This window comes from Lentilitoribacter sp. JB5-8, assembly GCF_055693385.1.
Window position 1 is genome coordinate 988,798 of sequence record NZ_CM146332.1, and the last position, 25,601, is coordinate 1,014,398.

Genomic DNA, 25,601 nt, shown 5'->3' on the forward strand with positions numbered 1-25,601 from the left:
GTTTGATGCATTGGCTCGATGAATTTAACAGTGATTATCATGACCAATTATATGCGCTTTATATCAAAGAATGGTGGACCAAAGGCCGTCCGGCAAAGGATGTAATATCAGCATTTGATAATTCAGATCTGGTGTTTGGGTGTATCACTGATGATGATCAACTCATCGCCTGCGCACGAGTTTTATCCGACTTCACATTCAAAGCGCTTATCTTTGATGTCATCATTGCAAAAACCCACCGGAGACAAGGGTTGGGTAAACATATGCTTGATCAGATCACCGGTCATGGGAAACTCGCGAATGTAAAAAGTTTTGAACTTTATTGCCCCGATCACATCGCGCCGTTTTATGAAAAATATGGCTTTGAAAAGAGCAGCTCAAATCTGCTTAAAATTCAGCGTTGATTACCGCAGATCGGCACACTGCCAATAACCTTCTTGCGTTCTTGGGATGTTTGTGATTATTTGCAAGCGTTCTCAGGGCGGGGCGAAATTCCCCACCGGCGGTAATCATTTATTTGAAAGCCCGCGAGCGCTTGTGTCAGGTGATGCAAGGTCAGCAGATTTGGTTAAATTCCAAAGCCGACGGTCATAGTCCGGATGAAAGAGAGCGGGTGAAACACATATGCTGGTGGTCAGCATGTGTGGTCTTTCCTGTTTGCCTTGGGTCTTGTGCGCAACAGAAAGGATAACGCTCATGACTCAGTTAAATTTACAAAATTTTCAAAATAATGCTGCCCTTAAGGGTGCGTTTTTTATGGTGCTTGCAGGCGCCATTTTCGCGGTGATCAATACGCTATTGCAATCACTTACCATGCAGATGGGGCAAAGCTCCACAACCGTGGTTTTCTGGCAGTATTTGATCGCACTAATGTTCAGTCTTCCATGGATTTTAAGAAAGCTTCAAGACGGTAAAACATCGCGTCCATTGTGGCATGTGCTGCGTGTTGTTTTCGCAGCAGTCGGTGTTCAATTATGGGTTATGGGTCTTGCCCATGTTCCTATCTGGCAAGCAATTGCATTGATCATGACCTCGCCGTTTTTTGTCACCATCGGTGCGCGTCTTTTCTTAGGCGAAGACGTGAGTGTGCAAAGATGGTTCGCCGTCTTTTTTGGTTTCTGCGGTGGGATGGTTATCCTTGAACCGTGGTCAGATCAGTTTAGCTGGGCAACGCTTTATCCGGTAGCTGCAGCATTTTTTTGGGGGCTTTCAAGCCTTACGACCAAATATCTAACCCGCTTTGAAAAGCCGCAAACACTGACTTTTTATCTGTTGGTATTATTGGCGCCGATCAATGCGGTGCTCACGCTGGATTCAGGATTTTCGGTATCAACCACCAATGCAATTTGGCTCGTTGCGATCACAGGTATTTTAACCACAATTGCACAGTTCTCATTGGTAAAAGCCTATTCGATTGCCGATGCTGCATATCTTCAGCCATTTGATCATTTGAAATTACCAATGAATGTAGTTCTGGGTTGGCTAGCCTTTGGTTTCTTGCCAACGGGAGCCATGTGGGTTGGAACTCTGATGATTGTGCTGTCATCGCTTTATCTCTTGAAAAACGAGATGCAGCCTGAATCAGATACAAATATGGCAACAGCTTAACGGCTAAAAATTTGAATCCCGTTGGCATATTTGTCAGCGGGATTTGTCATACTAAGCCTATGAGCAAATTAAGATGCAAGCTTGGTCTGTATGTTAGATGCTTTAAGAAGACGTTCTTCAATCGCCGGTCTTAAAGTCTCAACACAAAATGGCTTGCTGACAATTGCACAGCGCTCCGAAATTTCAGCAATATCGGCATTACCAGTTTTGTTTACCTGGGCAAGCAGAATAATCGGGATGTCACTGAAGTCCTGATCACAACTTAGCTGTTGAATGAACTTTGCACCATTGATGCCAGACATTTTATAGTCTGTTATTATCAGATCAGGCGCAATGCCAACCTCGCGCATGGCGTATAACATTTGCATGCCTTCATCAGCGTCAACGCATGCTGCGCTCTCAATACCCCAACAATGCATATATTCTTGCAAAATTTGGCGACACAGCGGGTGATCGTCGAGAATGAGAACACGTGTTTTCTCGCGGTCTGAAGAGAGATGTTGTAGTGTTTTTGTTGGATCGATCAGCGGCAGTTCAATCTCAAACCAGAAGGTTGAACCCACCCCTAATTCACTTTCTACCCCAATTTCTCCATCCATGAGTTCGACAAGTGATGATGCAATGGATAGTCCCAAGCCCGTGCCTTCAAATTTTTTAGTTGCAGATGAATCAGCTTGCGAGAACTTGCTGAAAATCTTTTCAATTTGATCCGAACTAATACCAATACCAGTATCTGAAACACTGATATGAATTTTTGCACACCCATCTTTTTCACAAATACGTGTGCCGACATCGATAAGAACATGTCCCGCGTCAGTAAACTTAACAGCGTTACCAACTAGGTTTGTGATAATTTGTCGAATACGGATGGCATCACCTAGAAAACTCTTTGGCAGGTCAGGTGAGACTCTCAGTATAATTTCAAGGCCCTTGCTTTTAATGCTTGCTGAAACAAGCGTTGCAATATCGTGCGCAGTTTGCGTTAGCGAAAATGGTTCCGCTGACAGTTTTAATTGTCCGGCGTCAATTTTTGAAAAATCTAGAATATCATTGATAACTGTGAGTAGGGTTTCACCAGAATTTACAATTGTGTTGGCAAACATCTTTTGTTTGGAATTGAGTTCAGTCTTGGCCAATAGCTGCGCCATGCCCATCACACCATTCATTGGGGTGCGGATCTCGTGACTCATATTCGCCAGAAATTCGGATTTTGCCTTTTCAGCACTCTCAGCTTGGTGCTTTGCCTCTTCAAGTTCAGCCTCACGTTGCTTTAAATCTGTGATGTCAAAATATGTTAAAAGATGCGTTGCATCCACTTTGACATGGCTGTGAACAAAGACCTTTCCGCTTTCTCGGTACAGAATTTCCGGCCCATAATTACCAGAGCGGACCATCGTTTCGCGTTCTTTAATCACATCATCCCAGGAAAAGTTAGCATAGCCGTTTTCAACCGGGTCGTTTTCTTCCTGCGATAATTCCATGAGCTCGCGCAATGTTAAATTTTTATCGACAATGTTTTTATCGAATTCCCATATATCGAGAAAGCGCGCGTTCATATGCAGCACATTGAGATCTTTGTCTAAGAATAAAATTCCGTAGTCGATATTGTTGAGCACGCTTTCAAACTGTTGCTCTTGTCGCTGCATTAAAGTGATATCTTGAAAGGTTAGCAGGTAGTGTTCATCGAGTTTAACCGAACTTTGAACCAGTGTTTTATCGCCGCGTTGAACAATTTCAGGTCCTGTGTCGCCATCCCTAAGTTCATCAATGAGCCCTGTTATAATTTCATGACGCTCGTCATCAGGTAGCGGTGTTTCGCTATAATCGCTATCCGTTATTCCGTAAGTAATCAGCTCGTATAGTGTGATGTCATTATAGTTCAGATGATCAGGATAACCCCAGATCTCTTTACAACGTTGATTGATGTAAAGAACTTTAAAATCTGCATCTAAAAATATGACACCGTTATTAATATTGCCGAGAACGGTTTTTGTCTGAAGTTCACGTAATTTGGGTGCGTTAAATCCGCGCTCGGACATGTCGGTATCTGAGATTTTTAGCTGCTTAACAATTTGCTCAGATGATAAGTTCATTTCCCAGTATCCGATGCAGTCTTAAAAAAAACTATGCCGTTATGAAGTTAACAAAGAGAAAACATGATCTGCGGGAATCTGGGGTATATATTTGGCATAAAAAACCCGCCGATAGTGATACCGGCGGGTTTAGAATGATTATTTATAGTTTTGTTTTATGCAAAGTTTATGCAAGTGTATTGATATCCAGACCCCGAAGTATCGAAATAAGTAGTTTCGCTTGAAACCGTATTATCGGTCCAACGAGACAGATCGCTTTGCGGTAATAACTTGGGCATTTCGTCACCAAAGCGATAAGACTTCATATAAGGGGCGTTATTACTTTTGCAAGCCCAGCATATCATGCCATCTCGTGATACGACGAAGGCAATTGGCTTATTCGAAAGTTCGATGTACCTGATTGCACTTGCCTGTAGAGAGCATTCAAAATAGTTGCCAAGATATTTTAAGTTTTCTACATCCCACTTTAGATCTGAAAACTTAGAGCGTATTATGTTCGCTGGCATTAGTAAGTGTGATGCAAAAACATTTGCTTCATATTCGAGATGAGAATTGTAGTTACTCAATGTATCAAGGTTATCTTCGAAGTCGTTTTTAAGTTTCCTATGGCACATGAAATGCCCGAGTTCATGTGCAAGGGTAAACCTTAATCTTCTTGAGTTTTTGATATTTGAATTTATCGCGATTAGCCATTGATTTGTATCCCGTACTCTTCGAAGGCAGCCTTCTATCGAGTCGAATTTTTCAAAAGCTACAGAAAGTCGGCTGTCAAAATCATCTCCCGAAAATAATTGATCAATCAATATTTCAATATCAAGGGGATATTCATTTGGCCCGACTTCCTGCCACAAACTTGTTAACTGATTTGCATGTTTTTTCGGGAAGTTACTTTTTCTTTGGTTCAAATGCAGAGATCATCCTATCAAATTTTTCTTTGTCGTCTTTGGAGAGCTTCTTAAACTTTCGGAAAAATGCTTCCTCTACATGCGACTCAGTACGTTCTTCAATAGAATCATCTATAAAATAATCGGGCGATTCATCAAAGTAATTTGCTATTTTAAGTAGAAATTCTGCTGATGGTTTCGCATTTTTCTTGTTTTCCAACTGCCAAACATACGCCTTTGAGGAGCCGATGCCGTCTGCAAGATCCTCTAAGGTTTTGTTTTTATTGGTTCTTATTTGCCGTAACTTCTCTCCAAATTTTTTCGACATGATATCTCCCTGATGTCTTGACATGAAGTATAGTGATAACTATACATTTAGCAAGTATAGTAATCGCTATACTTTAATATATGGTTTATAAAGGAACTAATATGACTACATCTTGTACTGCCTCTAATGGGGATAAATGGGTAATTTACAAAGACGCACGAACACAATGGCGTTGGAAACGAACTGCTCGAAATGGTAATATCGTGGGTGCTTCTACAGAAGGTTATGTCAACCGGGTAGACTGCGTATCCAATGCCAATCGTAATGGTATGTCGTGTACACCGTCATGAGCCGGCGTTTGATTTTTGCAAAAAAACCCGCCGGTAGTGATACCGGCGGGTCTAGAACTAGCTTAAAGGCTATGCCTTCTTGAATGAATTATTCGTCGTTGCCTTTAAGAGCAGCACCAAGAATATCACCCAATGAAGCACCTGAGTCTGATGAACCAAACTGCTCAACAGCTTGTTTCTCTTCAGCGATTTCAAGAGCTTTAATTGAAAGTGTAACTTTACGATCTTTCTTAGAGAAGTTTGTTACACGTGCATCAACTGTTTGACCAACAGAGAAACGCTCTGGGCGCTGCTCATCACGGTCACGAGACAAGTCGCTGCGACGGATGTAAGATGAAACTTCTGGGAAGTCGACAAGCTTAACTTCAAGACCAGCATCCTGAACGTCAGTAACTTCAACAGACACAACTGCGTTTTTACGCAATTCGCCAGAAGCAGTTGCTTCACCGATGTTGTCTTTTGACAATTGCTTGATACCAAGTGAGATACGCTCTTTGTCAACATCAACATCAAGAACAACAGCTTGAACAGCGTCGCCTTTGTTGAAGTCTTCAATAGCTTGCTCACCAGGACGGTTCCAGTCAAGATCTGACAAGTGAACCATGCCGTCAACGTCGCCTTCAAGACCAACAAACAAACCAAACTCAGTTTTGTTTTTAACTTCGCCTTCAACAGTTGCACCAACAGGGAATTGGTCAGCAAATGCGTTCCAAGGATTGTCGAGTGTTTGTTTAAGACCAAGTGAGATGCGGCGTTTTGAAGGATCAACTTCAAGTACAACAACGTCAACTTCTTCAGATGTTGACAAGATTTTGCCTGGGTGCACGTTCTTTTTCGTCCAAGACATTTCAGAAACGTGGATTAGGCCTTCGATACCTGGCTCTAGTTCAACGAATGCACCGTAATCTGTGATGTTGGTAACAGCACCAGAGATTTTCTTGCCAAGTGGGAATTTCGCATCGATACCGTCCCAAGGATCAGTTTCAAGCTGCTTCATACCCAATGAGATACGGTGTGTATCTTGGTTGATGCGAACGATCTGAACTTTAATTGTTTGACCAATTGTCAAGATTTCAGATGGGTGGTTCACACGACGCCAAGCCATGTCTGTTACGTGAAGTAGACCATCGATACCACCAAGATCAACGAAGGCACCGTAGTCAGTGATGTTTTTAACAACACCGTCAACTGCCTGACCTTCTTCAAGGTTTTGTACGATTTCAGAGCGCTGTTCTGCACGGCTCTCTTCAAGTACTGTACGACGAGAAACAACGATGTTGCCGCGACGCTTGTCCATTTTCAAGATTTCAAATGGCTGCGGGTTGTGCATCAAAGGTGTTACGTCACGGATTGGACGGATGTCCACTTGTGAGCGCGGCAAGAACGCAACAGCGCCGTCAAGGTCAACTGTGAAGCCGCCTTTAACCTGATTGAAGATAGTACCTTCAACGCGTTCGCTTGCTTCGAATTTAGCTTCAAGGCGGATCCAGCTTTCTTCGCGACGTGCTTTTTCACGTGAAAGAACAGCTTCGCCAAGAGCATTTTCGATGCGCTCAACATAAACTTCAACTTCAGCTCCAGTTGTGAGTGAGCCGTCTTTGGCTTGTGCGCCAAACTCTTTTAAAGGCACGCGACCTTCAACTTTAAGACCAACGTCAACAATCGCAACGTCTTTCTCAATAGCAGTGATCAAGCCTTTAACAACTGTACCTTCTACACCATCTTGTGTTGCAAAAGATTCTTCGAGGAGAGACGCAAAGTCTTCCATCATCGGGGTATCTGACATAAATTTTCCTTAAGTGACGCAACTTTTGGCTCAAGCTAAATTTTGGTGCGGAAGCGCAAAATTGCGTACGGCGTCGTGGTTCGAGTTTCAAAAAATCAGCTAAGGCCCAGATTGTATTAAACAAAGTCCGACGCGATTGAGCGAAAACTGATGTAAATTAAGCCTGTTTAGGCGTTCTTTGCTGCATCAACCATAGCTTTTGCGGCTTGGAACGCTGTCTCTATATCCATTTTACTCGTATCTAGCAAGAGGGCATCGTCAGCTTGACGCATTGGGCTGTCATTTCTTTGCGAATCTCGAGCATCTCGGGCAATGATGTCTGAGAGCACATCATCATAATTAAGATCCCGACCCTTGCTAATGGCTTCATCATAGCGGCGTTTAGCTCTAACATCTGCATTTGCTGTGACGAATATTTTCACATTTGCATTTGGGCAAACAACCGTGCCGATATCGCGGCCGTCTAACACGGTGCCCGGCAGTCTCAGTGAGAAATCTTGCTGAGCTTTGACCAATATTTTGCGCACAGATGGCATCACGGCAACTTTCGATGCCGCATTGCCAATTTCGTGCACGGCAAGAACATTTGCATCCAAACCGGATAAATCCAGATCTTTTGCCACTTGTTCTGCAATATTGACGTCATCCAATGGAAGATTTTGATCAAGAAGTGCTTTTGCCACCGCGCGATAGGTAAGACCTGTATCTAAATGATGGAACCCGTTTTCTCGCGCCAGCCGACGCGAGATTGTGCCCTTACCAGAAGCTGCAGGTCCATCAATTGCGATGACAAATGACATTAAGCTGCCTCAATCAATGAAATGTTTGCACCCAAGCCGGTCATTAAATCCATAAATTCAGGAAAACTGGTGCGAATAACATTGGCATCATCAACGTGAACGGCATGTTCGCTGCCAAGCCCGAGAATAAGGAAGCTCATAGCAATTCGGTGATCAAGGTGCGTTACAACGCGTGCACCACTTTGATTGCCGTAGCCTTTGCCATCTGGACGACCGCGCACCGTCAGCGACATCTCGCCTTCATCACAATCAACACCATTGAGTTTAAGCCCTGTCGCAACAGCACTTAAGCGGTCACTTTCCTTAACGCGCAATTCGTCAAGACCATCCATAAACGTCTCGCCTTCCGCGTATGCAGCTGCCATAGCAAGTATTGGATATTCATCAATCATTGAAGGTGCGCGTTCGGGAGGAACAATAATGCCTTTCAGTTCGGATGAACGTACGCACAGATCAGCAACATCTTCCCCACCATTTTGACGTTTGTTGAGGATCTCAATGTTACCACCCATTTCAATCAGCGTGGTAATAAGCCCGGTGCGGGTTGGGTTCATCAAAACATTCTCGATAATGACGTCACTATCTGGTGCAATCAGTGCGGCAACCAACGGAAATGCGGTAGATGAGGGATCACCCGGTACATTGATATTTTGGCCCTTAAGCTCACCTTGGCCTTCAAGTGTAATGGTTCTTACACCATCTGCATCGGTATGAACTTCAAGATTGGCGCCAAATCCCTGTAGCATTTTTTCAGTGTGATCACGGGTCATAACAGTTTCGATCACAGTTGTGGTGCCGGGTGTATTGAGCCCAGCTAGCAATACGGCAGATTTGACCTGGGCTGATGCCATAGGTACGCGATAAGTAATTGGCGTCGCAATGCGCGGGCCCTTAAGTGTAGCTGGCAGACGATCGCCTGCTTCAGCTTCAACCTGAACGCCCATTTCACGCAATGGATTCAAAACCCGGCCCATAGGACGCGACGACAATGACGCATCACCAATAAATGTGGATGAGAAGTCATAAGAACCCACAAGGCCCATGGTCAAACGGCATCCGGTACCAGCATTGCCGAAATCGAGCGGACTATCAGGTGCAAGCAGACATCCATTGCCTGTGCCTTGGATGATCCATTCATCACCGACTTTATCGATTTTGGCACCCATTTTTTGCATAGCTTTACCCGTAGCGATCACATCTTCGCCTTCGAGCAAACCTTTCACGCGAGTTTCACCTGATGCGAGACCACCAAACATGAAAGAGCGATGGGAGATGGATTTATCTCCTGGGATCTGGATTGTACCTTTAAGAGAATTAGATTTCTGCGCAAAAGCGGGACAAGCTTGCGCGTTCGGATGAGAATCCGGCGAATGTGACATGGGTCACTCCTGTAATTTTAAAATTTTTTGGATGATTAGTCGCTTTTGATCTATTCCTTTTTGAGCGCTTCATCCGTCAGTTCGCCACAGGCTGGTAGCACGGTTTGTGTAAAATGTCATCAATTGGGCTTAGAAAAATGCAGCTTTTTTCTTGAAGCGCAGAAATATGACACTTATTCTTTGACAATGGCGGCCTAAGATGTTTAAGGGTTCGCAATCTATCATTTATGTCCGGGCTGTAACTTTAGAGTTTACACAGCCATATCAAGAAAGAGGCTATAACCTTGGCTAAAGCTGAACTTGGAACAAAGCGTGTTTGCCCAGAAACAGAACGCAAATTCTATGATCTAAATCGTGATCCAATCATCTCACCATATACGGGTCAGTCATATCCACTGACATTCTTCGAAAAACCAGAAGATGAGCCGGTTGAAGAAGTGAAAAAAGAAGAAGAAACAGCTGAAGCTGCTGTTGAACCTACAACACCTGAATTGGATGAAGATGGTGATGTGGAAATCGTAAGCCTTGAAGATGCTGACGATGAAACAGCTGGCGTGAAGGATATTCCAGACTTGGACGACGACGATGATGACATCGGCGCACCATCTGATGACACATTCTTGGAAACTGATGATGATGAAAATGACGACTTGTCAGACATCGTTGTTGTTTCTGATGAAGGTGACGACAGCTAAATCTGCAAAAGCAGAAGTTTTTCGCTTGATCTTCGCATCAAGCGGCATTAGTAAAAAATCGCTATCGGGTTCGACCCGGTAGCTTCCCGCCAGGGTTACCAGACTGGCATGATGGGGCATTAGCTCAGCTGGGAGAGCGCTTCGCTGGCAGCGAAGAGGTCAGCGGTTCGATCCCGCTATGCTCCACCAAATTCTCTCTTTCATCGCATGTAAATTAAACTAGTCGTCCCATTCAACGTCAAAACGTGTGACAAGATCTTTGACTTGCTCTTCGCTTAGCATTTTTGGATTATAGCCGCGCATCATAATCGCCAGCCGCGCTGTATCTTCCAATTCTTCAATCGCATTGCATGCAGCTTCAACATCTTTACCAGCAACTACTGGGCCATGATTTGCCAACATCACGGCCGTTCTTTTCCCTGCAAGTCCGCGCACTGCTTCACCCATCTGCGGATCACCTGGACGGTAAAAAGGAAGTAGTTTCACTTTGCCAAGTTTCATAATTGCGTAAGGTGTTAGCGGCGGAAGAAAATTGTCTTCATCTGCATCTGGCATAAGTGACCAGGCAACTGAGTGGCAAGAATGCAAGTGGACAACAGCACCTGCCTGACTTCGCGTGTCGTAAAAGGCACTATGAAGCGGCATTTCTTTGGTTGGTTGATCTCCAGATACCAGCCGACCTTTTGAATTAAACCGGCTGAGGCGACCAGGATCCAGCCGGCCAAAACTGGTGCCAGTTGGAGATACCAACAATCCGCCATCTTCCGTGCGTGCAGAAATATTTCCTGTGCTGCCGCCCGTTAGGCCGCGATCAAACATCGACTTTGCTAATTCACATATTTGCTCGCGAAGTTTGTTCTCACTCATACCGCCCACCTGTTGTTGTAAACCTATCACTTGCATAAGTCGCTATTACTATGCAATCAAGAATTAATGTATACATTAATGAATTTTTCTTATATTGAATGATCTGATTACATATAGCGAAATAAAAATTTTGGAGATGCGATATGCTGTTTGGCGCAATTGGAGATGATTTTACTGGTTCTTCCGATCTTGGTTTGATGCTGGCTGACGGCGGTATGCGCACGGTGCAATATGTTGGTACTCCAAATGTCCCAGCTGATAAAGATATTGACGCGGGCATTGTGGCGCTAAAAACGCGATGTGTTCCGGTTAAAGAAGCAATCGAAAAATCGCTTGAGGCTTATCACTGGTTAAAAGCGCAAGGTTGCCAACAGTTTATGTTCAAATATTGCTCAACGTTTGACAGCACGGCTGAGGGAAATATCGGGCAAGTGATTGATGCGCTGGTTGATGAGATTGGCACTGATAAACCGGTTGTCGTGTGTCCTGTATTCCCAGGTGCGGGACGCTCGATTTATCAAGGACATTTATTCGTAAATGATACATTGCTTTCAGAATCAGGCATGCAAAATCATCCGCTCACACCAATGACTGACCCTGATATTCGCCGAGTGCTTGCGCCTCAAACAACTCGCAAGGTTGGCCATTTGCCGCTTGCTGATATTCTTGACGGCCAGGCAAAATCGCGCCTCATGCAGGAAGCCAATGAAGGCAGGCAGCTTGTGGTTTGCGATGCTGTAAGCGAAGATAATCTTTATGATATTGCCAAAGCTGCATGCGACTTCCCATTGATAACAGGTGGGTCTGGTATTGCGCTTGGTATTCCTGCAAATTTCGCCAAAACATCAGCCAATAAAGCCGATTGGGTAAAAAACTCCGCTAGGGTTTTATGCCTGTCTGGGTCTTGTTCGATTGCAACCCGAGGGCAAATTAAAACCCATGGTGACAAAGGCGGTGCGCTTTTAAAGCTCGATGCTGACGAAGTGATTGCGGGTAATATGGATGCTGAAAAAGCTCTCAGTTGGGCGAAAGAACAAACATCATTGCCGCTCATTTATTCCTCAGATGATCCTGAACAGGTCAAAGCAGTGCAAAATAAATACGGTTTGGAAAAAGCTGCATCTGTATTTGAGGGTTTGTTTAGTGAGATCGCCAGTCAGGCATCGCAATTTGGTTTTGGTACAATCATTTCTGCAGGCGGTGAAACATCAGGCGCGGTTGTTGAGGCATTAAGCGCTGATGCACTTGAAATTGGCCCAATGATTGATCCGGGTGTGCCAGCGATTAAAGTTTCGGGTCAGGATTTGGTTTTGGCGTTAAAATCAGGAAATTTTGGTGCACCTGACTTTTTTGAAAAAGCTGCTAATGTCCTTTCGAATTAGGTTGTCAAAACTGATTATTTGAAAGAGACGAATTTGCACAAAACGATGTCTGACCTTGATGAACTTATCAAGGTGATAAAAGAACTACCCGCTTCGCAACGAAAGATCATTGCAGTTGCAGGTGCACCTGCATCTGGAAAATCCACCATCGCAGAAGCAATCTGCGATAAGATGAATGAGATTAAACCCAATTGCGCGAAAATTTTGCCAATGGATGGGTATCATTATGACGATGTTTTGCTCAAAGCGCGCGGTATTCATAGCTTAAAGGGCGCGCCGCATACCTTCGATGTATTGGGATTTTCCCACACTCTTAAACGGCTTGCGGCAAGAGATGAGGATGAGGTGGTAACACCCGTATTTGACCGTTCGATTGAAATTGCACGAGCCGGTGCAAACCCGATCTCCAAAGATGTTGAATATATCATTGTTGAGGGCAATTATGTGCTCGTCGATCAGAAACCTTGGTCGGAATTAAAACCCTATTTTGACTTATCTGTTTTTGTCAGCGTTCCCGTGCCAATACTAGAACAGAGATTGCGTCAGCGTTGGATTGATCATGGATTGGACGAAGCGGGGATTATGCGAAAACTTGAAGAAGTTGACCTGCCAAATGGCGAATTTATCCGCGCAAATTCATCTTTGCCTGACATTACTTTTGAAATGAAAAATTAGAACAAGATATGGCGCAAATTATTGCCAATTGGTTCTTGTTCTAAAGAATTAGTAGTGATAATTCTGTGGCAAAATTTTTCTAGGGAGCGAGCATGTCGAGTTTTATTCTATCCATTGACCAGGGAACCACATCCACAAGGTCATTAATCTTTGATGAGAACTATAATGTCGTTTCGTCAGATCAAATGGAATTTACTCAACATTTTCCATCATCTGGATTGGTGGAGCACGAGCCGGAAGAGATCTGGCAAACTGTTCTGACCACATCAAAAAACGCGATTGCCAAAGCTGGGATCGACGCTGGTTCAATTGCCGGTATCGGGATTACCAATCAGCGCGAGACAGTTGTCATTTGGGATAAAACAACAGGAGAACCTGTCCATAAAGCTATTGTCTGGCAAGATCGTCGGACATCTGAATTTTGCGCAAATCTTAAAGCTGACGGTCTGGAAGAAACTGTTACTGCAAAAACTGGCTTGTTGCTTGATCCATATTTTTCTGGCAGCAAGATCCGTTGGATCCTAGATAATGTTGAAGGTGCTCGCGCCCGTGCTGAAAAAGGCGAATTAATTTTCGGAACCGTTGATACATATTTGCTTTGGCATCTTACGGGCGGCGCTTCGCATAAAACCGATGCCACAAATGCTTGCCGAACTTTGCTCTACAATATTCACGATGGCGCGTGGGATGACGAGCTTTTAAAAATCTTCGACGTGCCGAAAGCAATGTTGCCGGAAGTGGAAGATACTGCAGCTGATTTTGGTATGACAGATCCATCTCTACTTGGTGCAAGCATTCCAGTGCTTGGCATTGCAGGCGACCAACATGCAGCAACACTCGGTCAGGCCTGCTTTAAGCCCGGCATGGTTAAATCAACATATGGCACAGGCTGTTTCATGATGCTCAATACGGGCGAAGTTGCTGTACCATCCAAAAATCGCATGCTCACAACAGTTGCTTATCAGCTCAATGGTAAAACGACATATGCGCTTGAAGGATCAATCTTTATCGCAGGTGCTGCGGTACAATGGTTGCGCGATGGGATTAAGATCATCGACAATGCGGCGCAAACAGGTGCATTTGCAGCTGAAGCTGATGAAGGTCAAGATGTGATATTGGTGCCGGCATTCGCCGGACTTGGTGCGCCATATTGGCAGGCTGATGTGCGTGGCGCAATGTTCGGACTTACGCGCAACACAGGGCCAAATGAGATTGCAAAAGCTGCTCTAGAAGCTGCTTGTTATCAAACACGCGATCTTATCGAAGCCATGCAGGACGATTGGGGCAAAGCGCTTGATGATGTGACCTTGCGCGTTGATGGCGGCATGGTTGCGAGTGATTGGACAATGCAGTTCCTATCCGACATTTTGAACGCGCCGATTGATCGCCCAACGGTTCTAGAAACCACAGCCTTGGGTGCTGCATGGCTTGCAGGAATGCGCAGCGGCACATGGCCGGATATGGATGAATTTGCAAATTCCTGGAAGTTACAGCAGCGCTTTGAAACTAAAATGCCAAATGATCTGCGCGAGCAAAAATATAGCAGTTGGAAATCAGCTGTATCATGCTTGATCGCACGTGAAGGCAACTAGGTGCCTTCACAGGATCGCTGCTGTAGCGCTCTTAATTAAGCCATTAAATGTATCGTGCTTTGCCCAGAATTACGGCGAAGCGCGTGCACATCTTTTAGCTCTTCATCATTAATCCAGGCTAACGCTTTTTCCTTGTTCGGAAAGCTCAGAAGCGCTGCCATTTGTGGTGTCTCAATTGAGCCTTCGAGCAGTGCCACATCTTTGCTGGCCGACACAAGTGCGCCCTCATGTTTGGCAAGCGCTTGCCCGGCAACCTCGCGATATTTCGCAAGACTGTCTGGGTTGTCGATATTAAGGTGTACATAGGCGTAAATCATTTTGGTCTCCTTGTAGATTTGTGCAATTCATTAGCATTCAAATACACATGCAAAAACACGTAAAACTGCCGATATAATATGCAATAATGCATGTTATGGATCTAAACTGGGAAGACTATCGCGCCGTTCTTCATCTCGTCAGAGAGAAATCTCTCGGCGGTGCCGCGAGAAAGTTGGGGTGTAACTACACCACGATTTCACGGCGCATTGCACGCGCTGAAACTGCGCTCAACCAAGAGCTATTTGAGAAATTGCCAAGCGGTTACACTGCTACAGAACTTGCTTATAAAATCGCTGAACAAGCAGAAAAAATGGAAGATGCTTCCAACAACTTTCTGCGTTATGCATCCTCTTTAGAAGGAGAATTGTCCGGACCGCTCACCATTACGTCTCCGCAGCTTTTGGTCGCATATTACATCTCTCCTGTTTTGAAAGAATTCAGTCAGAAGCATCCAAATGTGGAAGTGAAAATCAAAGCCACAAACGAGCTGTTAAATCTCAATCAGCGAGAAGCTGATCTAGCGATCCGAATTACCAATAAGCCAGATGAAAACCTCGTTGGGCAAAGACTGACCGAGCAACGCACGTCTATTTTTGCAACGGATGAAATCGCAACCAATATCGAGAATGATCCAGATTTACCGTTGAATTGGATTTGGTTTGAACATTGGGACAATGTACCAGAAAAAGCGCTGCAATCGCGATCAGTGCCTAATCCGCGCTACATATTTGACGATATGTCAGCGGTTATCGGCGCAGCGCAAGCAGGGTTGGGGATCGTCAGGCTGCCCTTATTTTTAGGACGGCACACACATGGGCTTCGGCAAGTAAAATTAATCGAACCACAGCCTTATGTTGATATTTGGAGTTTGAGCCACGCGGATATGAAAGATGCACCCAAAGTGCGAGACTTTAAAGATATCCTCATTCCGTTTTTCAAATCCAAGCGCGCAGAATTCACCGCATAAAAGATCTATGTTTCGTTTTTCACAAGGGATGAATTTCTCGGCGGAAAATTCTTGATTGCAATTTGCGTATTCAATGACATAGTGCAGTGCAAGAAAATATTTGGGAGTGAGACATGAGCTTTAACGCGGTCATCGTAGAAAAAGACGATGAAGGAAAAACATCGGCGTCCGTAAAATCGATTAATGAGAGCGATCTACCAGAAGGTAACGTGACAATTGCCGTTGAATATTCAACGGTCAATTATAAAGATGGTTTATGTATTGGTCCCGGTGGTGGTTTGGTTCGAAACTACCCGCATGTGCCTGGTATCGATTTTGCAGGAACTGTGGAAGCATCAGATGATGATCGCTATAAACCCGGCGATAAAGTTGTTTTGACTGGCTGGCGCGTGGGCGAAGCGTATTGGGGTGGATATTCGCAGAAAGCGCGTGTGAATGCAGATTGGCTTGTGCCGCTTCCCGATGGTTTAACAACGCGCCAAGCAATGGCTGTAGGAACGGCAGGGTTCACTGCGATGTTGGCGGTCATGGCGCTTGAAAATCAAGGCATGAAAAAGGGCGCAGGTCCTGTGCTCGTAACAGGTGCAGCGGGCGGCGTTGGTTCTGTTGCAACGGCAATTTTATCTCATCTTGGTTATGAAGTTGCTGGTGTAACTGGACGTCCTGAAACGTCAGATTACCTAAAATCTTTAGGCGCTACGCAAATTGTTCCGCGTGAAGAGATCAACGAAACCACCAAACGTCCATTGGAAAAAGAAACCTGGGCAGGCTGTATCGATGCTGTGGGGGGCGACATGATGGCCCGCGTTTTAGGGCAGATGCAATATGGAGCATCGGTTGCAGCAGTTGGGCTGGCGGGTGGTGCGGCATTGCCGGCTACTGTGATCCCGTTCTTGCTGCGCGGTGTTAATATCCTGGGCATTGATAGCGTCATGCAGCCCTATGAAAATCGCGTTGAAGCATGGAAGCGCGTTGCGACAGATCTGCCGCTTGATAAGCTTGAAGATATGATTGTTCCAGCAAAATTGGGCGATCTTCCCAAGCTTGGAAAAGACATCCTAAAAGGCCAAGTTAAAGGCCGCGTTGTTGTCGATGTCAACGCTGAATAGAGGCAATTTTTAGCCGTAAAAAAAGCCCGGTCAGTTTGATCGGGCTTTTTGTTTCTAATTTTATTCGCTGCGAGGTCGTTTTCGACCCGACATGCCCCCGGAAGATGCTTCTTTACCGCGGCCTTCTTTTTTCTTAAGGCCAGTAAACTTTACCGTGCGGTTCTTTTTCGCTTTTTTAGGCTTTTTATCAGATTGTGCTTCATCGCGACGTTTTGAACGTTTTTGCTCAGGCGCCTCACCACTATCATTTACAAAATGGCTGTCATTTGCGAACTGCTCTTTGGGTCCACGGTCGCGTTTAGGTTTGCGATCTCGTTCGCCACTTGAATTACCTGACTTGCCAGAGCCACGTTCAAGTTCTTCTAATGCTTTGTCGCGATTTCGGCGGTTTTCATCCTTACGGCGTTTTGGTGGAACATCTCTACCGGTTTCCCTGCGTGGACGACGGCCACCTTCTTCCTGACCTGAGCGCTCGCGGCGTTCACGACGTTCTTCGCTTGAGAACTTGGGTTTATCCCACTTTTTCTCGCCGTCACGTGATGATCTCTCGCCACGATCTCTACCTCTATTATCACCACCGCGATCTCTGTCGCGTTTGCCTCTTCCTCGATCCCGTGGCGGTTGCTCGTGATCGAAATCAGGCACACCGTCAATTTGTGTAACGCGAATGCTTTTTTCCAGAGTTTGATTTGGTCCGATGGACGTTAAAAATCCGTCGAAACTATCATTTGCAATTTCAACATATGTTTCTTCATTGCGGATCTTAATCGAACCGATATTACGTTTGGTTAAACCGCTTGATTTGCACAGCATCGGTAGCAACCAACGTGGCTCCGCTTTCTGATTGCGACCAATTGATAAAGAAATCCATTTGCCGTTCTCAAATTCAGCCGTTTGGCGCGGTCCGCGAGGTGGTGCATCAAAATCACGATCGGCACCGCGGCCCTGACCTTTTTGGTTGCGAGCAGGTTTGACGGAAATTTCCATCAGCTCTTCAGGTGCTGATTTTGCATTCCGATGTCCGCGCACAAATGCGGCTGCAATCTGCTCAGCAGAATGTGTTGAAAGCAATTGTTCGATAAAGGCGGTTTCAGTTTCTTCGATCGGATCACTTAAAAGTGGATCAGCTAAAATACGCTCATCATCACGCGCTAAAATATCATCCGCAGATGGAGGATTTGCCCATGTTGCATCAACATTTGCCCAGCGCAGCAAACGCTCAGCACGGCCACGAAGATTTGCGGGCACCATTAAAGCACTCACACCTTTGCGCCCAGCACGACCTGTTCGACCGGAACGGTGAAGAAGAGTTTCCTTGTTTGTAGGAAGATCTGCATGGATAACCAATTCAAGCTCTGGCAGATCAATCCCGCGCGCTGCAACATCTGTTGCGATACAAATCTTTGCGCGTCCGTCTCGCATTGCCTGCAAAGCGTGGCTTCGTTGTTCCTGGCTCAATTCACCAGATAGCGCCACGACAGAAAATCCACGATTTGAAAACCGCGATGTCATGCGCGCAACAGCAGCACGTGTCGCACAAAACACGATAGTGTTTTTCGCATCATAATAACGCAACACATTAATGATGCCATTCTCAACATCACGATGGTTCACCATCAAAGCACGATATTCGATATCAACATGTTGCTTTTCTTCAGACGCTGTAGAAATACGCAACGCATCATTCTGGTAGCGTTTGGCAAGATTGGTGATCGAACGCGGCACTGTCGCCGAGAACATCAATGTTCTGCGGTCTTCAGGTGTCGTTTCTAAGATATATTCAAGGTCGTCGCGGAAACCCAGATCAAGCATTTCATCTGCTTCATCAAGAACTACTGTTTTAATGTCGCCAAGTTGTAATGATCCGCGATCAATGTGATCACGTAAGCGACCGGGTGTGCCAACGACAATATGCGCGCCTTGTGCCAAAGTACGACGTTCTTTACGCATATCCATGCCGCCCACGCATGATGTGATGACAGCTTTGGTTGAGCCATAAAGCCATTGGAGTTCACGCTGGACCTGCAACGCTAATTCGCGTGTTGGCGCAACGATCAACGCAAGAGGGGCGCCAGAATGATCAAAACGTTCTGCATCTCCCAACAAATCAGGTGCAAATGCAAGGCCAAAAGCAACGGTTTTACCCGAACCTGTTTGTGCAGAAACAAGCAGATCGCGTCCCAACAGCTCGGTATTGAGAACTTCTTCTTGCACTGGAGTAAGTGTTTCATAGCCACGTTTTTCTAAAGCGTGGCTGAGCGCTGGATGAGCGCCATCAAATTTCAACATAAAATGCCTTTTTGGAATTAGACTACGGATGTAAAGAATAATTCTTAGACAAACGAGCCATCGCGAATTGCGCGATTTTCATAAACTTTGCCCAGCTAGTACATGGCAATTGCACAAATGTATAGCCTTATCAGGTCAAATGATTGCGCTTTAGGTTAATCAGCAGGTTCAATTGATGCGGCAGGGTCGAGTAATGGCGAAATGCTATGGGGTAAAATAATGTTGAACACAGCGCCCGGATTGTTGCCGACATAGAGTAGTTTACCACCCAGATTGCGTACAATTTCACGACTGATGGGCAGGCCAAGACCAGCACTGCCAGCGCCCTGTTCTGATGAAAGTTTAGCAAATTTTTGGAAAATAATCTCGGCATTTTCGGCTGAAATACCTTTGCCATTATCTGTCATTTCAATTTGTATTGTGTGTTCAAAATGTTCAAGATTAAAACGGATAATCGGTTTTTCAGCATCGCTATGTTTTATGGCATTGGATATCAAATTGATCAGAACCTGGGATAATCGGTCCGCATCCGTCTCAATAACAAGGTGTTTCAAATCATCCGGTATCTCAATTTCAGCGCCCGACTGTTCGCGCAAAGTTTGGGTCGCGTTCATGGCGCGTTTTAGGATTTTATCGAACTTGGTGAATGATAGTTTGAGCTGAACCTTGCCGTGTTCAAGGAAGCTCAGATCAAGAATTTCATCAAGCAGATACGTCAGACGTATACTCTCGTCGTGAATGATGGATGAGAAATGCGATATCTGGTCTTTGCCCATATGATCTTCATCTCGCAAGATCTCGGCAAACGCCCGGATAGAAGTCATTGGCGTGCGCAGCTCGTGACTTACCTGACTTAAAAATGCATCTTTCTGCTCGCCAAGTTCGCGCAGCTTAGCATTGGCTTGACGCAATTGTTCAGCGGTTTGTTCGATCTCTTTTGACTGCGTTTCAAGCCGCGCTGAATATTCCATAATTTGCGCGGTCTCATCGGCCACTTTGATAAGGTCTTCCACTGAAATCGCTTCACCACTGGCAATCTGCCCAATCATAGCATGTGCTGTAGCTGCACCGACCGAGCCGGAAAATTCACGTTCTAAGTCGATTACAAAATCATTGGTTGGGTCAGGCAATTGACCTGAGAGTTTGCCCTGTCGTCTCGCGGCCTCGTTAAATAGTTTTTGTGTCGTTTCATGTCCTAAAATCCGTTGGGATAAGATGTGCAATTCTTCAGATGTTGTTTGGCGAGATAGTGTTGTACTGGTTGTTGCCTGATCAAAGATATGAATGAATTGGCTTGCTTGTACTTTCTCAATCGGACGAGGCAAACTGAACATTGATATTAAAATAAATACGATGGTGTTTACGCCAAGCGACCATACAGTTGCATGCACAAGTGGATCTTCGATGGTCACGCCAAACAATGCGCTTGGGATTAAGAACTCAAATCCAAATATGCCATTGGTAATGGCTGATTGGCTGAGAAGGAAATTACCCTCAAAACTAGGTAGGAACGATGTATAGGCCCAAAGGATAAAGCCTGCGGTGATGCCCCAGATCGCACCTTTACGCGTAGAACTTTGCCAGAATAATCCCCCGATCAGAGCAGGCAGTATTTGAGCAACACCCAAAAACGCAATCAAGCCAATAGACGCCAAGCCACCAGTGCCGGAAGTAAATTGATAATATAAAAAGCCCAGCCCTAATATGACAGCGATAGATATGCGACGGCTTCTTAAAAGCAAAGTTCTCACATCTTCACTTGTTGGACTGCGGCTCAATGTCAACCAAAGCCAAAGTGGTAAAACGATATGGTTGGAAACCATGGTTGATAAGGCGATCGCAGCAACAATGACCATTGAAGTGGCTGACGAAAATCCACCCAAGAAGGCTAGCATCGCCAAGGCATCTTGATTTTGGGTAAGCGGGATGGTCAAGACAAAAAGATCTGGGTTCGCACCAGCGGGTAAAATATCAAGACCAGCAATCGCGATTGGTAGCACAAAAAGGCTCATCAAAAATAGATAAAGTGGAAACGCCCAAGAGGCCATGCTGAGATGTTTTTCATCGGAATTTTCAACTACGATCACCTGGAACATGCGTGGCAAACAGATGACAGCGGTTGCGGATAGGAATATGAGGGTTACCCATCTTGGGGTGAAAATATCTTGTGATTGCATGATCTGTGGCTGAATGCGTGACATGATATCAGTGGGTCCGTCAGCGACACCCCAAACCACAAATAATCCGACAGCGATCAATGCGAGAATTTTAACGATGGCTTCGACCGCAATGGCAGACACAACGCCATGATGTCGCTCATTTGAATCCAGATTGCGTGTACCAAATATGATCGTAAATGCAGCAAGCCCAACTGCCGCCCATAATGCGGTTAGAGATGATGTGGTTGCGGGATCTTGCCCTGCAAACCCGTCGGAAAATACAGAGAAACTCAATGTCAAAGACTGGAGCTGCAGCGCAATATAAGGTGTTGAGCCGATCACCGATAAGACAGTGATGATCACCGCAAGTGTTGTGCTTTTGCCGTAACGCGCGGAGATTAAGTCAGCAATTGAGGTAATGCGCTGCGTATTGCCAATGCGAACCAGCTTTCGTAGCAACCACCACCAGCCGATAAATACAAGTGTCGGCCCGAGATAAATGGTGATGAACTCAAGACCATTTCGCGCCGCCGATCCCACAGCACCATAATAAGTCCAGGCTGTACAATATACGGAAATTGACAGTGTATAGGTAAGCGGGGAAGAGAAGAACCCAAGTTTTTTACGTTTGGCATTCTTCTCCGCTAGAAAGGCAACACAGAATAATCCTGCGACATAGATCAAACAAACCGTTAGTAGCAGATTAAACGATAGCATTAATCAGCCTCATCCAGGTCTGGTTCTGATCCGCTTAAAAAACGCGCAAGAATGCAAGCTGCGAGAATGAGCAATGCCCAAATACTAAAAATGTAAAAAGCTGTTCCGCCAATTCCAGATGGATTGTCATTGGTGATTGTCGATATCACCGGTGTTGCAAAAAACAACACGCCAAAGATCGGCAGCAATGCTGCAAGATCCTTACGTTTTTGTGTAATTGAAGGCCGCTCCTCGTCTTGACGAGGCGTGGGAAGCGTTGGTGAGTGATGCTCGTCCGGTTGTGCCATCAACTCACCAATTCACGAATGCTGGCGACGATCTCCTGGTTTGAAAATGGTTTGGTCATAAACAAACTAGCGCCGGCATCTTCTGCAGCTTTTCTATCTTTTTGTTGCCCTTTTGCCGTTAACATGAGGACTGGCGTTTGAGCTGTTTTCTGATTTTGGCGAATGTCATGCAGAATTTCCATGCCGCCAATATTGGGAAGCATGACATCTAAAATCACCAAGTCGGGTGTGATTTCAGATACTTTATTTACGGCTCCGATCCCGTCATTATGAATTTCGACTTGCCAACTTTCCCGCTTTAACAAGAACGAAAGAGCCTCCACGATGTGAGGCTCGTCCTCAATCAAGAGAACTGTTTTTGTCATCTTTCCCTCCCAGAAATGATGTCGCCATACTAGCTTTATTTCGTTCACGTGCAAGTGCGGAAAAATAAGCACAAACATCGAGAAGGTTTAAAGCTCGTACCTTCTATTTATCAAGAATAGAATCTGAGCGCCGAGCGGAGCAATTTTTTCTCGGGCAAACCTCGCAACTCATGCCCACTTTTATGGTTGGCAATGCACGCCTTTCATGGGTGGGTAAAAACCGCTGATAGTCGGATGTAAATACCATAGCGCTCTTCACTGTTGGTGGCACTGTATAGTCATTAATGCCCGACCACGAAGCTTGCGAGACGGTTAAAAAACTTTCACCTGTGGGAGTTTCAATGATCGCCCGGACTGGATGCATCGGCTGGCTGATAGCGCGGTAAAGCGGCCAGAGCGGACAGGCACTACTCTTATGAGGCAAGGATAGTGTTTTAAGAGGTTTTCGAAATAAAACACCTCCTGAACCATCGCATTCAATTAAGCCAAATTGCGGAAGGTTCTGTCCGCCATATTCAGATGGAAGATGTGAAAAACGGAAAAAGACATCATGCAATTCGCAGTCAAATTTTTGAGCAAGAAGAATTGGATTATAAAGGTAATCAACTGCTGCATTGACAAAAGCGTCTATTGGAAGACGGTCAGCGACATTGGCATAACGCTCGACAAGTATTTCCGCTTGCCGTTGCTCACCCGATTCTTGAAAGTTCCAAGACACCATCATTTTTTTAATTTGCGCTTTGGGGTTAAGCTCGGGTTTTTCTAATTCCAGCAAGTGATAATCATGCATTTCCCAAAACTGATCGAGTTTTGAAGGAGCAAGCATCGGCGATTGGGTTTCCGTACTTGTTGTCTCATCGAAATAACTCAGCAAGTTTGTAATTGTATCGGAAAGCCGCTCACTCTCGGTTTTCATATTGTGAATAAATCTTTTGAACTGTTCTGCTGGGATTTCTTCACTCGTTGCCAGAATATCTGATGTGGAATGCAAAACGGTCACATTGGAGAGCATTAAGTGCATAGCTTCAGAGAAAAAGGATCATGCCCCAACCTGTCTGACAAAGCTTGGAGGCGTTGTTCCTGTTGTTGAATATTCTCATAAAGCTTTGCACATAAATTGGACCAGCCTGGATATCTGCCTACAAATTCTTCAAGCCGATTAAGCTCAACCGTTTTCTCACTTATGAGATTTGCGGCCTCCTGCAATTGTGTCAGCATCAAATGATCAGCACCTTCGGTTAAGACTTTAGGATCTACTTCAAGACTCTCCGCAATAGACAATAAAGTTCGCCCAGCAATAGCGCGATGGTTGTGCTCAATTAAATTCATATATGAAGTGGATATGCCCGCTTTTTCTGCCAACATGGTTTGGCTAAGCTTTTTTGCGCGCCTTCTTTCTCGAATGCGAGTCCCGATAAGTGAGCGAACCATTTAATTTTTCCCAACGTTTTTCGTAACATATCAAAGTTTAGTAAAAAAATTTACAAAAACAGAAATCTTATATTGCTATTTTACACAAAAAAATCGTTTAAACACAATAGTTTATTGATCTTTTCACAAAAATGACGCATTCTTGGTTATGCGAAATCATCGCATGACATGCCAAAGCCTTTGGAGGAAGGACTTGGCCTTAGTCTTTTTAGGAGGAATTTAATGTCAATAATTAAACCAACACGACGTGGTCTACTAAGAACAGGTGCCGTTGCCGGTGCCGGTCTTGCTATGCCAACAATCTTTACAGGTTCTGCCAGCGCTTACATGAATGAGCCAACTGGTTCGACTGTAACATTGGGCTTCAACGTTCCACAATCAGGTCCTTACGCTGATGAAGGTGCAGATGAGCTTCGCGCTTACGAACTAGCTGTTGAGCACCTAAACGGTGGTGGCGATGGCGGTATGATGAATACATTTTCATCAAAGTCTTTAAAAGGTAATGGTATCCTTGGCAAAAAAGTTGAGTATGTAACAGGTGATACTCAAACTAAAGCTGATGCGGCACGTGCGTCTGCGAAATCTATGATCGAAAAAGATGGTGCGATCATGATTACTGGTGGTTCTTCATCAGGTGTTGCTGTAGCTGTGCAGGCTCTATGTCAGGAAGCTGGCGTGATCTTCATGGCTGGTTTGACACACTCAAACGATACAACTGGTAAAGATAAGAAAGCTAACGGCTTCCGTCACTTCTTTAACTCATACATGTCTGGTGCTGCTTTGGCTCCAGTGCTTGCAAATGCTTACGGTAAAGATCGTAAAGCATATCACCTAACAGCTGACTATAACTGGGGTTACACAACAGAAGAAGCTGTTCGTGAATCAACAGAAGCCATGGGTTGGGAAACAGTGAATGCGGTGAAAACACCACTTACACAAACTGACTTCTCTTCATACATCGCTCCTGTTCTTCAGTCAGATGCTGACGTTCTTGTTCTTAACCACTACGGTGGTAACATGATCAACTCACTGACAAACGCTGTTCAGTTCGGTCTACGTGACAAGCTTGTTAACGGTAAGAACTTCGAAATCATCGTTCCGCTATATTCTCGCCTAATGGCTCGCGGTGCTGGTGAAAACGTTAAAGGCATCTTCGGTTCAACAAACTGGCACTGGTCACTACAGGACGAAGGTTCAAAAGCCTTTGTTAAGTCCTTCGGTGAAAAATATGGCTTCCCGCCATCACAGGCTGCGCACACAACATACTGTCAGACATTGCTATATGCTGATGCTGCTGAGCGTGCTGGTACATTTAACCCATGCGGTATCGTTGAAGCACTTGAAGGCTTCGAGTTCGATGGTCTAGGTAACGGTAAAACACTTTACCGCGCAGAAGATCACCAGTGCTTTAAAGATGTATTGGTTGTGAAGGGTAAAGAAAACCCAACATCAGAATTCGATATTCTTGAAGTTGTGGAAGTTACTCCTGTTGAGCAAGTTACATATGATGCAAATATTGCACAAATGGGCGGACCAGAAGCAACATTGGGTGACTGTAACCCAGGCGCATAATTATTCGC

General features: G+C 45.0%; 24 protein-coding genes, 1 tRNA gene and 1 riboswitch. Of the genes, 11 read left to right on the plus strand and 14 right to left on the minus strand.

What is annotated here, in order from left to right; translation table 11 throughout:
* Positions 1-5 precede the first annotated feature (5 nt).
* On the plus strand, positions 6-404 hold the full coding sequence (locus ACZ1GZ_RS04775) for a GNAT family N-acetyltransferase (protein WP_472667332.1): 399 nt from the start codon (positions 6-8) through the stop codon (positions 402-404).
* A 64-nt stretch (positions 405-468) separates the two neighbouring features.
* Positions 469-615: riboswitch (FMN riboswitch) on the plus strand.
* 81 nt (positions 616-696) lie between these two features.
* Positions 697-1,608, plus strand: coding sequence for a DMT family transporter (locus ACZ1GZ_RS04780; RefSeq protein WP_472667333.1), 912 nt, complete (start codon positions 697-699; stop codon positions 1,606-1,608).
* Between the two features lie 68 nt (positions 1,609-1,676).
* On the opposite strand, the gene ACZ1GZ_RS04785 is transcribed toward ACZ1GZ_RS04780, so the two are convergent.
* The 3 genes from ACZ1GZ_RS04785 to ACZ1GZ_RS04795 all read right to left on the minus strand — a co-directional run bounded on the left by ACZ1GZ_RS04785 (position 1,677) and on the right by ACZ1GZ_RS04795 (position 4,913).
* Entirely contained in the window at positions 1,677-3,701 is a 2,025-nt protein-coding gene (locus ACZ1GZ_RS04785) for an ATP-binding protein (RefSeq protein ID WP_472667334.1), read from the minus strand.
* Positions 3,702-3,856: 155 nt separating this feature from the next.
* On the minus strand, positions 3,857-4,606 hold the full coding sequence (locus ACZ1GZ_RS04790) for an ImmA/IrrE family metallo-endopeptidase (protein ID WP_472667335.1): 750 nt from the start codon (positions 4,604-4,606) through the stop codon (positions 3,857-3,859).
* The gene (locus ACZ1GZ_RS04795) at positions 4,587-4,913 is read right to left on the minus strand and encodes a helix-turn-helix domain-containing protein (protein ID WP_472667336.1); all 327 of its coding nucleotides are present in this window, start codon (positions 4,911-4,913) and stop codon (positions 4,587-4,589) included. Before ACZ1GZ_RS04795 ends, ACZ1GZ_RS04790 begins: the two co-directional genes overlap by 20 nt.
* Positions 4,914-5,014: 101 nt before the next feature.
* Here ACZ1GZ_RS04795 and ACZ1GZ_RS04800 point away from each other — a divergent pair, with 101 nt between their 5' ends.
* The gene (locus ACZ1GZ_RS04800) at positions 5,015-5,203 is read left to right on the plus strand and encodes a YegP family protein (RefSeq protein WP_472667337.1); all 189 of its coding nucleotides are present in this window, start codon (positions 5,015-5,017) and stop codon (positions 5,201-5,203) included.
* A gap of 88 nt (positions 5,204-5,291) precedes the next feature.
* Here the strand turns inward: ACZ1GZ_RS04800 and rpsA are convergent, their stop codons facing one another.
* The 3 genes from rpsA to aroA form a co-directional block, all read right to left on the minus strand.
* The gene (rpsA, locus tag ACZ1GZ_RS04805; RefSeq protein ID WP_472667338.1) at positions 5,292-6,989 is read right to left on the minus strand and encodes a 30S ribosomal protein S1; all 1,698 of its coding nucleotides are present in this window, start codon (positions 6,987-6,989) and stop codon (positions 5,292-5,294) included.
* A gap of 167 nt (positions 6,990-7,156) precedes the next feature.
* A complete protein-coding gene (cmk, locus tag ACZ1GZ_RS04810) occupies positions 7,157-7,789 on the minus strand; it encodes a (d)CMP kinase (protein WP_472667339.1) in 633 nt (210 codons plus the stop codon).
* Complete coding sequence (aroA, locus tag ACZ1GZ_RS04815; RefSeq protein WP_472667340.1) at positions 7,789-9,168, minus strand: 3-phosphoshikimate 1-carboxyvinyltransferase; 1,380 nt, start codon at positions 9,166-9,168, stop codon at positions 7,789-7,791. The genes cmk and aroA overlap by 1 nt, the downstream gene beginning before the upstream one ends.
* A gap of 284 nt (positions 9,169-9,452) precedes the next feature.
* On the opposite strand from aroA, the gene ACZ1GZ_RS04820 reads away from it, so the two are divergent.
* Together ACZ1GZ_RS04820 and ACZ1GZ_RS04825 are read left to right on the plus strand one after the other, a co-directional pair.
* Positions 9,453-9,863 (plus strand): TIGR02300 family protein, encoded by a 411-nt coding sequence (locus ACZ1GZ_RS04820; protein WP_472667341.1) that lies wholly within the window; start codon positions 9,453-9,455, stop codon positions 9,861-9,863.
* 113 nt (positions 9,864-9,976) lie between these two features.
* Positions 9,977-10,052: transfer RNA gene (locus ACZ1GZ_RS04825), tRNA-Ala, on the plus strand.
* A gap of 30 nt (positions 10,053-10,082) precedes the next feature.
* Here the strand turns inward: ACZ1GZ_RS04825 and otnC are convergent.
* Positions 10,083-10,730: a 3-oxo-tetronate 4-phosphate decarboxylase gene (gene otnC / locus ACZ1GZ_RS04830; protein WP_472667342.1), complete on the minus strand. Its 648-nt coding sequence runs from the start codon at positions 10,728-10,730 to the stop codon at positions 10,083-10,085.
* A gap of 143 nt (positions 10,731-10,873) precedes the next feature.
* Here otnC and otnK point away from each other — a divergent pair, with 143 nt between their 5' ends.
* The 3 genes from otnK to glpK all read left to right on the plus strand — a co-directional run bounded on the left by otnK (position 10,874) and on the right by glpK (position 14,379).
* Positions 10,874-12,112: a 3-oxo-tetronate kinase gene (gene otnK / locus ACZ1GZ_RS04835; protein ID WP_472667343.1), complete on the plus strand. Its 1,239-nt coding sequence runs from the start codon at positions 10,874-10,876 to the stop codon at positions 12,110-12,112.
* Positions 12,113-12,157: 45 nt separating this feature from the next.
* Positions 12,158-12,787 (plus strand): nucleoside/nucleotide kinase family protein, encoded by a 630-nt coding sequence (locus tag ACZ1GZ_RS04840; RefSeq protein WP_472667344.1) that lies wholly within the window; start codon positions 12,158-12,160, stop codon positions 12,785-12,787.
* A gap of 92 nt (positions 12,788-12,879) precedes the next feature.
* Positions 12,880-14,379 carry a glycerol kinase GlpK gene (gene glpK, locus ACZ1GZ_RS04845; RefSeq protein ID WP_472667345.1) on the plus strand — a complete coding sequence of 500 codons (1,500 nt, stop codon included), beginning with the start codon at positions 12,880-12,882 and terminating at the stop codon, positions 14,377-14,379.
* 35 nt (positions 14,380-14,414) lie between these two features.
* Here the strand turns inward: glpK and ACZ1GZ_RS04850 are convergent, their stop codons facing one another.
* On the minus strand, positions 14,415-14,696 hold the full coding sequence (locus tag ACZ1GZ_RS04850; protein ID WP_472667346.1) for a DUF1330 domain-containing protein: 282 nt from the start codon (positions 14,694-14,696) through the stop codon (positions 14,415-14,417).
* 86 nt (positions 14,697-14,782) lie between these two features.
* On the opposite strand from ACZ1GZ_RS04850, the gene ACZ1GZ_RS04855 reads away from it, so the two are divergent.
* Together ACZ1GZ_RS04855 and acuI are read left to right on the plus strand one after the other, a co-directional pair.
* A complete protein-coding gene (locus ACZ1GZ_RS04855) occupies positions 14,783-15,664 on the plus strand; it encodes a LysR family transcriptional regulator (protein WP_472667347.1) in 882 nt (293 codons plus the stop codon).
* 113 nt (positions 15,665-15,777) lie between these two features.
* Positions 15,778-16,773, plus strand: a complete 996-nt coding sequence (gene acuI, locus ACZ1GZ_RS04860) for an acryloyl-CoA reductase (RefSeq protein ID WP_472667348.1) — start codon at positions 15,778-15,780, stop codon at positions 16,771-16,773.
* Between the two features lie 60 nt (positions 16,774-16,833).
* On the opposite strand, the gene ACZ1GZ_RS04865 is transcribed toward acuI, so the two are convergent.
* The 6 genes from ACZ1GZ_RS04865 to ACZ1GZ_RS04890 form a co-directional block, all read right to left on the minus strand.
* Positions 16,834-19,062 (minus strand): DEAD/DEAH box helicase, encoded by a 2,229-nt coding sequence (locus tag ACZ1GZ_RS04865; RefSeq protein WP_472667349.1) that lies wholly within the window; start codon positions 19,060-19,062, stop codon positions 16,834-16,836.
* Positions 19,063-19,217: 155 nt separating this feature from the next.
* Positions 19,218-21,938, minus strand: a complete 2,721-nt coding sequence (locus ACZ1GZ_RS04870; protein WP_472667350.1) for an ATP-binding protein — start codon at positions 21,936-21,938, stop codon at positions 19,218-19,220.
* A complete protein-coding gene (locus tag ACZ1GZ_RS04875; RefSeq protein ID WP_472667351.1) occupies positions 21,938-22,225 on the minus strand; it encodes a hypothetical protein in 288 nt (95 codons plus the stop codon). Before ACZ1GZ_RS04875 ends, ACZ1GZ_RS04870 begins: the two co-directional genes overlap by 1 nt.
* On the minus strand, positions 22,225-22,590 hold the full coding sequence (locus ACZ1GZ_RS04880) for a response regulator transcription factor (protein WP_472667352.1): 366 nt from the start codon (positions 22,588-22,590) through the stop codon (positions 22,225-22,227). Before ACZ1GZ_RS04880 ends, ACZ1GZ_RS04875 begins: the two co-directional genes overlap by 1 nt.
* A gap of 103 nt (positions 22,591-22,693) precedes the next feature.
* Positions 22,694-23,581: a short-chain fatty acyl-CoA regulator family protein gene (locus ACZ1GZ_RS04885; protein WP_472667353.1), complete on the minus strand. Its 888-nt coding sequence runs from the start codon at positions 23,579-23,581 to the stop codon at positions 22,694-22,696.
* A gap of 20 nt (positions 23,582-23,601) precedes the next feature.
* The gene (locus ACZ1GZ_RS04890) at positions 23,602-24,021 is read right to left on the minus strand and encodes a helix-turn-helix domain-containing protein (RefSeq protein WP_472667354.1); all 420 of its coding nucleotides are present in this window, start codon (positions 24,019-24,021) and stop codon (positions 23,602-23,604) included.
* 222 nt (positions 24,022-24,243) lie between these two features.
* Between ACZ1GZ_RS04890 and ACZ1GZ_RS04895 the strand changes: the two genes are divergently transcribed.
* Entirely contained in the window at positions 24,244-25,593 is a 1,350-nt protein-coding gene (locus ACZ1GZ_RS04895) for a substrate-binding protein (RefSeq protein ID WP_472667355.1), read from the plus strand.
* Positions 25,594-25,601: the final 8 nt, after the last annotated feature.